This window comes from Nocardioides sp. (assembly GCF_050699375.1).
Taxonomy (GTDB): domain Bacteria; phylum Actinomycetota; class Actinomycetes; order Propionibacteriales; family Nocardioidaceae; genus Nocardioides.
In genome coordinates this window covers 1-9098 of record NZ_JBOHDN010000082.1, presented here as the reverse complement: position 1 = coordinate 9098, position 9098 = coordinate 1, and the positions used below count along the sequence as shown (strand labels likewise).

The following is a 9098-nucleotide window of genomic DNA, read 5'->3' as shown; positions in this document are numbered from 1 at the left end:
AGGGCCTGCGGGTGCAGCACCTGCTCCAGGCCTGCGTGGACGAGTTCAAGGAGAACGAGGACCTCCCCAACACCACCAACCCCGACGACTGGGCCCGCATCTCCGGCAAGAAGGGCGAGCGGATCGTGTTCATCCGTACGCTCATCACCGGCAAGCAGGGAACCGAGCCCGGCCGTTCGATCGAGCAGGTCTCCAACACGGGTCAGTACCTGTAACAAGAGCCCGTACGCCGCGGCCGCCGTCTCCTTCTCGGAGATGGCGGCCGCGTTGCGGTATACGGAGGTCACGACTGCATTTCGGCGCTAAGGTCTGATGCGTGGGAGACGAGATGGCGCGCAAGGACATCGAGGCCGGGTTGGAGACCCGCCATGAGCTGGGAGACGCGTTCGACGCTGAGCTGGTCGCCGGCTTCGCCGACCGCATCGAGAAGACCGTTCAGGAGCGGGTCGGCACCACCGCCGCCGCCCGCACGCTGGCCGAGCGCAACGAGTCGCGCACCTCGGTCTTCCAGTTCGTCCTGGGCGCCGGTTCTGCCGTCGCCGGCATCCCGATCAGCATCACCCTCGGCGTCACCGACAACCTCGGCGCCCTGGTGATCTCCTGGGTCGGCCTCGTCGGCGTCAACGTCGCCCACGCGCTGCGTACCCGCAAGTCGCGCTGAAGCGGCTGGGTGGTCCTTCGTCAAGGTATGCAGACGAAGTAACACATCCCGTGCGGACCTCCGCTAGGGATGTGAGCCTTGACCTGCATACCTTGACGAAGGAACCGCCAGCCCGGCGGGCCACTTCCCGTCCACAGACCCGGTTCGATCCGGAGTTATCCACAGGGCGGGCAAATTAGGCTTTCCCGCCTCGGGACGCAGCGTGAAGGTAGCGGCCATGGACGCACTTCAATACTTCGTCGAGAGAGACGGCTTCTTCACTACCCAGATGGCGCGAGAGGCGGGGTACGCGAAGCGGGACATCACTCGCATGGCGCGCTCGGGTGAGTGGCACCGCATTCGCCGTGGGGCGTATGCGCCAGGAACAACGTGGCTCGAGCTCGACCCGGTGGCGCGGCACCAGATCAGGGCGCGAGCGGTGATGCGCTCGCTGGGTGACCCAGTGGCGCTGAGCCACACGTCTGGCGTAGTGGCCCACGGAATCGACGTCTGGAATCTGCCGCTCGACCGGGTGCACGTCACCCGTCTCGACGGCGGAGCCGGCAGGATCGAAGGCGACGTTGTCCATCACGAAGGTTTCAGCCTGGACCACGAGGTCGTCACGGCGGACCGGATGAATGCAGTGCTTCCGGAGCGATGCGTTCTCGAAGCGGCATCTCGCGTTGACACGGAGACTGCGTGGTGTCTGCTCGACGCCGGTCTACGGAGCGGAGCGTTCGACCGGGACCGCCTGGAGGAGGCTTACAGGATCCTGGAGCATTGGCCGTTCATGCACCGCGTACGAAGCCTGGTTCCGTTCGCCGACGGGAGATCAGGCTCGATCGGTGAGTCTCGCGGAAAACACCTGTTCCGTACTTTCGGTCTACCGCAGCCAGAGCTTCAATACGAGGTACGTCGAGCCGACGGCTCGCTCGCGGGAGTCACCGACTGGGCCTGGCCCGAGTTCGGGCTGCTGGGCGAGTTCGACGGACGGATCAAGTACGGCCGGCTGCTCAAGCCAGGCCAGGAGCCCGGCGACGTCGTCTTCGAAGAGAAGAGGCGTGAGGACGAGCTGCGCGAGCTCACTGGGTTCTTGATGATCCGTTTGATCTGGAGTGACTTCGCCAACCCTGCCAGGACCGCCGCACGCCTGAGCCGCGCGCTTCGGCGAGCGAGCTGAGTCGGGCGTGTTCCTTCGTCAAGGCGATGTCCTGAGCCTGTCGAAGGGTATGCAGACGAAGGCTCACATCCCGTGCGGACCTCCGCTAGGGATGTGAGCGTTGACCTGCATACCTTGACGAAGGAACACCCAGCCCGGCCGAGAGATAGCCCCACGGCCGCGAGAGCGCCGGCCCGGGTAGATAGGACTGCTCCAGGCGCTCGACGGTGAAGCCTGCTGACTCGAGCAGCGCGGGGATGTCGCGGGTGAGGTGGCAGCCCCCGAAGAGGCGCTGCTGGAGGCCGTCGAGGCGGTGCTGCCAGCGCGCGACGGAAGCGTCGGGGGAGAGGCCGTGCTCGGCGAAGCCGATGGAGCCGCCGGGGCGTAGGACGCGGCGCAGCTCCGCCAGCGCGCTCGCGACGTCGGGGATGGTGCACAGCGAGAAGGTGACCAGCGCGGTGTCGACCGAGGCATCCGCGAGCGGGAGCCGCGCGCCGTCGAGCCCGACCCGGGTCACCGGCACCGAGGAGCCGGCGCGGCGAGCAGCCGAGAGCCGCCAGGCGACGTCGGAGGGCTCGACAGCGACGACCTCAGTGACCGAGGCCGGGTAGCGGCCGATGTTGCTTCCGCTGCCGAAGCCGATCTCGACGACCTGTCCCCGCAGCCCGGCGCAGGCCTGCTCACGCAGCGGGTCGAGCTGGGGAATCCCACAGCTTCGATCCACGATGTGCGGCACCACCCGCGTCTCCCACAGTCCCATGCTGGCTCACTCTTCCATCTCTTCGGTCCATTGCACCCCGAGGATCAATGCCTCATCGCCCTCGACGAGGGTCCTGAAGCCGACGCGCCGGTAGAAGCTGATCGCGCGGGTGTTGCCGGAGCTGACCCCGAGGTGGGCGCCGTTCACCCCGGCGACGTGGAAGGCGCCGAGCATCATCCCGATCAGCTCCTTGCCGACGCCCTGGCCCTGGGCACGGGGGAGCAGGTTGATGTGCAGGTGCGCCGGGAAGTCGCTGAGGAGGTCACCGGGCGTACGGACCGGACGGTGGATCAGGGACCGCATCCGGGCGTTCCAGTCGGTGCGGTCGTGGTCGAGCCCGGGGTCGGGATTGACGACCCGCAGCGCGGGCCACCAGTCCTCCTCGCACTCCTTCTCGAAGGACCGGGTGAACGGCGTGCCGACCACATAGCCCACCACTCCCTCGGAGTCGACCGCGACGAACCCGAGCCCGAGCCGCAGCACGATGTACGGCGCCGCGTAGATGTTGCCCGGCAGCTTCGGGTCGTCGTAGAACTCGGTGGCGTCCTCGCCAGAGGCCCCGGTCTGCAAGCAGATCGAGAAGAGGTCGTCGAGGTCGTCGGCGGTCGCCCGCCGGATCTCAGGAGTGCTCATGTTCCGACCTCACCACGACCCGCCTCCGCCGTCGCCGCCGCCCCCAGGGCAGCAGACCGGCGGCGGCGAGCGGCCACAGCACCAGCATCGCAAGGATGATCGCTCCGGTGGCATACCACCAGACATACCGTCTCACGTGCGGGGATCCTCCTGGTTCCGTCCAGCCGAACAACGACCGCTCAACCTCAGCGTGGCGCGTGGATGCTCACGTGGCTTCACGCACCTGGCCGGTAGCCTTGCAGACATGAGCGAGCGTCAGCGAGCGACCACATTTCTCATGCCGCTGCTTCCGAATTATCTGTTCTCGACGGAGGCGGCGGTATGAGCGTACGACGAGTGATGGGCACCGAGGTCGAATACGGGATCTCCGTCGCCGGGCAGCCCCAGGCCAACCCGATGGTCGCCTCGAGTCAGGTCGTCAATGCCTATGCTTCCTCGACTCTGAAGGCGAGGCGAGCGCGCTGGGACTTCGAGGAGGAGTCACCGCTGCGCGACGCGCGCGGCTTCGACATGTCGCGGCAGGTTGCCGACCCCAGCCAGCTCACCGACGAGGACCTCGGCCTCGCCAACGTCATCCTCACCAACGGGGCCAGGCTCTACGTCGACCACGCTCACCCCGAGTTCGCCTGCCCCGAGGTCACCAATCCGATGGACGCGGTGCGCTGGGACAAGGCCGGCGAGCAGGTGATGCTCGACGCGACACGCGCGGCCGCACGGCTGCCCGGCAACCCGCAGATCCACCTCTACAAGAACAACACGGACAACAAGGGCGTCTCCTACGGCGCACACGAGAACTATCTGATGCGCCGCTCGACCGCGTTCGCCGACATCGTCAAGCACCTGATCCCGTTCTTCGTCTCCCGGCAGGTCTTCGCCGGCGCCGGGCGCGTCGGGATCGGGCAGGACCGGCCCAAGGACGGCTTCCAGATCTCCCAGCGCGCCGACTTCTTCGAGGTCGAGGTCGGCCTGGAGACCACGCTCAAGCGGCCGATCATCAACACCCGCGACGAGCCGCACGCCGACCCGGAGAAGTACCGACGCCTCCACGTGATCCTCGGGGACGCCAACCTGGCCGAGATCTCGACCTACCTCAAGACCGGGAGTACGTCGCTCGTGCTCGCCATGATCGAGGACGGCTACATCACCCGCGATCTCAGCGTCGACGGTCCGGTCTCGGCCCTGCGCGCGGTCTCCCACGACCCGACGCTGAAGACGCTGATCACGCTCAAGGACGGTCGCAAGCTGACCGGTGTCCAGCTGCAGATGGAGTATCTGGACCTGGCCAAGAAGTTCGTCGAGGAGCGCTACGGCTCGGACGCGGACTATCAGACCAAGAACGTCCTGGAGCGCTGGGAGTCGGTCCTGGACCGTCTCGAGCGTGACCCCATGGAGTGCGCCACCGAGCTCGACTGGGTCGCGAAGTACAAGCTCCTGCTCGGCTACCGCGACCGGGACGGTCTGGAGTGGAACGACCCCAAGCTCCACCTGATCGACCTGCAGTACGCCGACATCCGCCCCGAGAAGGGCCTCTACCACCGTCTGGTCCGCTCCGGCCGGATCCAGCGCCTGCTGACCGAGGACCTGGTGGAGAAGGCGATGCACGAGCCGCCGACCGACACCCGGGCGTACTTTCGCGGGCGCTGTCTGGAGAAATACTCCGAGAACGTCGCCGCCGCCTCCTGGGACTCGGTCATCTTCGACCTCCCCGGGCGCGAGTCGCTGCAGCGGGTGCCGACCATCGACCCGCTGCGAGGCACCAAGAAGCATGTCGGCGGGCTGCTCGACGCCTCGGAGACCGCCGTCGACCTGTTCAGCCGGCTGACCGCTTCCTGATCGGCCGCCAGCGGTCGAGCCGGTCGAGCCGGTCGAGGCGACGTCAGCGTTCCGAAGTGCGGTCGTTTCGGACGTACGTCTTCCTCCCTCAGCGTAATCGGGCATTGTTGCCTCAGGTTTGTCGGTCCTAGTGGATAGGTTGGAGCCATGGCACAGGAGCAGAAGCAGCCGAAGAAGTCCTCCGAGACCGAGGAGGCCGTCGAGACCGCGCCCGAGACCGACGTCAACGAGCGCAAGGAAGCGCTGGACTCCGACGTCGACGACATCCTGGACGAGATCGACGACGTCCTGGAGACCAACGCCGAGGACTTCGTGAAGTCCTTCATCCAGAAGGGCGGGCAGTAAGAGATGTCGGAATCCCGCATCCCGGCGGCCTACATGACGCCGGGCACCTCGTCCTTTGCCGATTTCCTGACCGCTCAGTCGCCAGACCTGCTCCCGGGCCACAATGCCGCCCCGGGCAACCTGAGCGACATCGCCCCGCACGGCACCACGATCGTCGCGGCCACCTTCCCCGGTGGCGTGATCATCGCCGGTGACCGGCGAGCGACCCAGGGCAACCTGATCGCCGAGCGCGACATGCGCAAGGTCTTCCCCTCCGACGAATACTCCGCGGTCGGCATCGCCGGCTCTGCCGGGATCGCGATCGAGCTGGTCAAGCTCTTCCAGACCGAGCTGGAGCACTACGAGAAGATCGAGGGCACCACGCTCTCGATCGAGGGCAAGGCGAGCCGCCTGTCCGCGCTGATCCGTGGCAACCTGGCGATGGCGATGCAGGGGCTCGTGGTCGTTCCGCTCTTCGTCGGGTTCGACCCCGACACCGCGGCCGGCAGGATCTATGGGTACGACCCGACCGGCGGCCGCTACGAGCAGACCGGATACTCCGGCGTCGGCTCGGGCTCGCTGTTCGCCAAGGGCTCGCTGAAGAAGCTCTACCGTGAGGATCTCGACGAGGCGACGCTGGTCGCGGTCCTGGTCCAGGCGCTCTACGACGCGGCCGACGACGACTCCGCCACCGGCGGCCCTGACCTCTCGCGCAAGCTGTTCCCGATCGTGCACGTGATCACCGCCGACGGGGGACGTACGCTGCCGGACGCCGAGGTCGGAGCAGTGGCCGAGGCTGTCATCACCGGGAGGCTTCAGCGGCCCAACGGTCCTATCGCCGAGCTGGAGAGTGGTGCCTGATGTCGACCCCGTTCTATGTCTCTCCCGAGCAGCTGATGCGCGACCGCGCGGACTTCGCGCGCAAGGGCATCTCCCGGGGCCGGGCCCTGGTCTCGCTGCAGTTCGCCGACGGCATCGTCTTCGCCTCCGAGAACCCCTCGGCGGCGCTGCACAAGGTGAGCGAGATCTACGACCGGATCGCCTTCGCCGCGGTCGGTCGCTACAACGAGTTCGAGAATCTCCGGATCGCGGGCGTGCGGCTGGCAGACATGCGCGGCTACGCCTACGACCGGCGCGACGTCTCCGGCCGTGGCCTGGCCAACGCCTACGCCCAGACGCTCGGCACGATCTTCTCCTCGGGCGGGGAGAAGCCCTACGAGGTCGAGCTGTTCGTCGGGGAGATCGGTGACTCCGCGGAGGACGACCAGCTCTATCGGTTGACCTACGACGGTCAGGTCGTCGACGAGCACGGCTTCGCCGCCATCGGTGGCGCTGCCGAGGCGGTCGGCGGCTACCTCAAGGAGCGCTACACCGAGGGTGCCACGCTCGAGGACGCCATCAAGCTGGCCGTCGCCGCGCTCGGCCACACCGACACGGACGACCGCGAGATCGCCGCCAAGGACCTCGAGGTCGCGGTCCTGGACCGCAACCGCACCCAGCCGCGCAAGTTCCGCAGGATCCGGCCGGCCACGCTCGTCGAGATCCTCGGCGCCGTCACCGCGACGACGGAGATCGAGGATGCGAAGCCGGCAGCCGCGGAGCCTGCCGACGACACGGCCGACGAGCCCGCTGACAAGCCGGCTGAGAAGCCCGTCGAGAAGCCTGCCGATAAGCCCGTCGACGAGGCGCCCCTGGCGCCGCCCGCCGACGACGACGGTGAGCCGCCGATCGCCCCGCCGATCAGCTGAGCCCAGACACGTAGGAGACCTGGAGCCTCTGGCTCCAGGTCTCCGACGTCTGACGTCGCCGAGAAGCCGTCAGGCGTCCTGTGCGGCCACCGAGACCACGATGCCCTCCGGGCCGCGGACGTACGCCATCTGCCAGGCGCCCTCCCGGCCGACTCCACCGACGAGTCCGTAGCCGTCCGCGGCCAGTCCGGCGAGGACCGTGTCGAGGTCGTCGACCTCGAAGCAGACGTTGCGCAGGCCCAGCACGTTGGCCATCGCCTCGGGGGAGCCGGGCACATGGTCGGGCCGGACGAAGCGGGCCAGCTCGAGGGCGGTGCCACCGCCCGGAGGGCGCAGCATCACGACCTCGCAACGTGAGCCGGGGATCCCGCAGACGGTGTCGAGGAACTCGCCCTCGACGAACGTACGGCCCTCGATCTCCAGGCCGAGGCCGACGAAGAAGTCGGTGGCCGTGTCGAGGTCCGCGACGGTGACGCCGATGTGGTCGAACTGCTTCAGGTGTGTCATGACTGCCATCCTCGTACTGAGCTGTCGTTGTGGTTGGTGCTTCGACAGGTGAACGAGGCCGGTCAGGTGTTCTCTACATGGCGGGCGACATGAATCTCGTCCGGGTCAGTGGCCGGTGAGCCGACCGGTCAGCCGCTCGTGCCGGTCGGCGCTGGAGGTGTTGAGGCCAACGATGCGTACGGACTTGCTCTTGGCGGCGTACTTGTGGGTGATCGCATCGAGCGCCGCGACCGTGGAGGCGTCCCAGATGTGGGAGTCGGAGAGGTCGATGACGATCTCGTCGGGATCCTCGGCATAGTCGAACTGGGTGTAGAGGTCGTTGCTGGAGGCGAAGAAGAGCTCGCCGGTGACCCGGTAGACGGCGGTGACCCGGCCATCGGCGTCCTCGACCAGCTCGCGGTCGGTCTCGGTCAGGTGGGCGACCCGGCGAGCGAAGAGGGTCATCGCGACCAGGACACCGACGACGACACCGATGGCGAGGTTGTGGGTGGCCACGGTGACCACCACGGTCGCCACCATCACCGCGGTCTCCGAGCGAGGCATCCGGCGCAGCGTGGCCGGGCGGATCGAGTGCCAGTCGAAGGTGCCGACCGAGACCATGATCATCACCGCGACCAGGGCGGCCATCGGGATCATCGCCACGACGTCGCCGAACCCGACGACCAGGACGAGGAGGAAGACGCCGGCCAGGAAGGTGGAGATCCGCGTACGCGCTCCGGAGGCCTTCACGTTGATCATCGTCTGGCCGATCATCGCGCAGCCGCCCATGCCACCGAAGAGCCCGGTGACGAGGTTCGCGATCCCCTGGCCGCGGGCTTCGCGGGTCTTGTCGGAGTGGGTGTCGGTGATGTCGTCGACGAGCTTGGCGGTCATCAGCGACTCGAGCAGGCCGACCAGCGCCATGCCGAGGGCGTAGGGGGCGATGATCTGCAGCGTGTCGAGGGTGAGAGGTACGTCGGGCAGGAACCACGTCGGGAGGCTGTCGGGCAGCTTGCCCTCGTCGCCGACGTTCGGCACGCCGATCGCGCCGACGACGGTGAACGCGGTCAGCGCGACGATCGCCACCAACGGCGCCGGGATCACCTTGTTGATCCGCGGGAAGCCGACGATGACGGCGATCCCGACGGCGATCATCGGGTAGACCAGCCAGGGCACGTCGACCAGGTGGGCGATCTGCGCCTCGAAGATGAGGATGGCGAGCGCGTTGACGAAGCCGACCATCACCGATCGCGGGATGAACCGCATCAGCCTGGCCACCCCGACCAGCGCCAGCACGACCTGGATCAGGCCGCCCAGCAGCACGGTCGCGATCAGGTAGTCGTAGCCGTGCTCACGCATCACCGGGGCGATGACCAGCGCGACCGCCCCCGTGGCCGCAGAGATCATCGCCGGCCGTCCGCCCAGGAACGAGATGGCCACCGCCATCGTGAAGGAGGCGAACAGACCGACGCGCGGGTCGACCCCGGCGATGATGGAGAACGAGATCGCCTCGGG

11 protein-coding genes and 1 pseudogene are annotated in these 9098 nt (G+C 67.6%); 7 read left to right on the top strand and 5 right to left on the bottom strand.

What is annotated here, in order from left to right; genetic code table 11:
• The 3 genes and pseudogenes from ACRDPS_RS05945 to ACRDPS_RS05935 form a co-directional block, all read left to right on the top strand.
• Positions 1-215: pseudogene (locus ACRDPS_RS05945) on the top strand (proteasome ATPase); the annotation flags it as partial.
• A gap of 101 nt (positions 216-316) precedes the next feature.
• Positions 317-661 (top strand): hypothetical protein, encoded by a 345-nt coding sequence (locus ACRDPS_RS05940; RefSeq protein WP_431500706.1) that lies wholly within the window; start codon positions 317-319, stop codon positions 659-661.
• 217 nt (positions 662-878) lie between these two features.
• On the top strand, positions 879-1820 hold the full coding sequence (locus ACRDPS_RS05935; RefSeq protein ID WP_431500705.1) for a type IV toxin-antitoxin system AbiEi family antitoxin domain-containing protein: 942 nt from the start codon (positions 879-881) through the stop codon (positions 1818-1820).
• A gap of 85 nt (positions 1821-1905) precedes the next feature.
• Here ACRDPS_RS05935 and ACRDPS_RS05930 read toward each other — a convergent pair whose 3' ends face one another.
• The 3 genes from ACRDPS_RS05930 to ACRDPS_RS05920 are packed head-to-tail and all read right to left on the bottom strand — an operon-like array spanning position 1906 to position 3328.
• Complete coding sequence (locus tag ACRDPS_RS05930; RefSeq protein ID WP_431500704.1) at positions 1906-2559, bottom strand: class I SAM-dependent methyltransferase; 654 nt, start codon at positions 2557-2559, stop codon at positions 1906-1908.
• 6 nt (positions 2560-2565) lie between these two features.
• Positions 2566-3192, bottom strand: coding sequence for a GNAT family N-acetyltransferase (locus tag ACRDPS_RS05925; protein ID WP_431500703.1), 627 nt, complete (start codon positions 3190-3192; stop codon positions 2566-2568).
• Positions 3179-3328 (bottom strand): hypothetical protein, encoded by a 150-nt coding sequence (locus ACRDPS_RS05920; RefSeq protein ID WP_431500702.1) that lies wholly within the window; start codon positions 3326-3328, stop codon positions 3179-3181. Before ACRDPS_RS05920 ends, ACRDPS_RS05925 begins: the two co-directional genes overlap by 14 nt.
• Before the next feature lie 185 nt (positions 3329-3513).
• Here ACRDPS_RS05920 and dop point away from each other — a divergent pair, with 185 nt between their 5' ends.
• The 4 genes from dop (at position 3514) to prcA (ending at position 7097) form a co-directional block, all read left to right on the top strand.
• Complete coding sequence (gene dop / locus ACRDPS_RS05915; protein WP_431500701.1) at positions 3514-5025, top strand: depupylase/deamidase Dop; 1512 nt, start codon at positions 3514-3516, stop codon at positions 5023-5025.
• A gap of 147 nt (positions 5026-5172) precedes the next feature.
• The gene (locus ACRDPS_RS05910) at positions 5173-5370 is read left to right on the top strand and encodes a ubiquitin-like protein Pup (RefSeq protein ID WP_045550810.1); all 198 of its coding nucleotides are present in this window, start codon (positions 5173-5175) and stop codon (positions 5368-5370) included.
• Between the two features lie 3 nt (positions 5371-5373).
• Positions 5374-6210 (top strand): proteasome subunit beta, encoded by an 837-nt coding sequence (prcB, locus tag ACRDPS_RS05905; RefSeq protein WP_431500700.1) that lies wholly within the window; start codon positions 5374-5376, stop codon positions 6208-6210.
• The gene (gene prcA, locus ACRDPS_RS05900; RefSeq protein ID WP_431500699.1) at positions 6210-7097 is read left to right on the top strand and encodes a proteasome subunit alpha; all 888 of its coding nucleotides are present in this window, start codon (positions 6210-6212) and stop codon (positions 7095-7097) included. The genes prcB and prcA overlap by 1 nt, the downstream gene beginning before the upstream one ends.
• A 69-nt stretch (positions 7098-7166) precedes the next feature.
• Here prcA and ACRDPS_RS05895 read toward each other — a convergent pair whose 3' ends face one another.
• Positions 7167-7604, bottom strand: coding sequence for a VOC family protein (locus tag ACRDPS_RS05895; RefSeq protein WP_431500698.1), 438 nt, complete (start codon positions 7602-7604; stop codon positions 7167-7169).
• 105 nt (positions 7605-7709) lie between these two features.
• On the bottom strand, positions 7710-9098 hold a 1389-nt coding region (locus ACRDPS_RS05890; protein WP_431500697.1), incomplete at its 5' end, for a SulP family inorganic anion transporter.

What these genes read in the sequence shown, in the direction of transcription:
- ACRDPS_RS05935 (WP_431500705.1), top strand. Translation starts at nt 879, where the DNA reads ATGGACGCACTTCAATACTTCGTCGAGAGAGACGGCTTCTTCACTACC.
- ACRDPS_RS05930 (WP_431500704.1), bottom strand. Translation starts at nt 2,559, where the DNA reads ATGGGACTGTGGGAGACGCGGGTGGTGCCGCACATCGTGGATCGAAGC.
- ACRDPS_RS05925 (WP_431500703.1), bottom strand. Translation starts at nt 3,192, where the DNA reads ATGAGCACTCCTGAGATCCGGCGGGCGACCGCCGACGACCTCGACGAC.
- dop (WP_431500701.1), top strand. Translation starts at nt 3,514, where the DNA reads ATGAGCGTACGACGAGTGATGGGCACCGAGGTCGAATACGGGATCTCC.
- ACRDPS_RS05910 (WP_045550810.1), top strand. Translation starts at nt 5,173, where the DNA reads ATGGCACAGGAGCAGAAGCAGCCGAAGAAGTCCTCCGAGACCGAGGAG.
- prcB (WP_431500700.1), top strand. Translation starts at nt 5,374, where the DNA reads ATGTCGGAATCCCGCATCCCGGCGGCCTACATGACGCCGGGCACCTCG.
- prcA (WP_431500699.1), top strand. Translation starts at nt 6,210, where the DNA reads ATGTCGACCCCGTTCTATGTCTCTCCCGAGCAGCTGATGCGCGACCGC.
- ACRDPS_RS05895 (WP_431500698.1), bottom strand. Translation starts at nt 7,604, where the DNA reads ATGACACACCTGAAGCAGTTCGACCACATCGGCGTCACCGTCGCGGAC.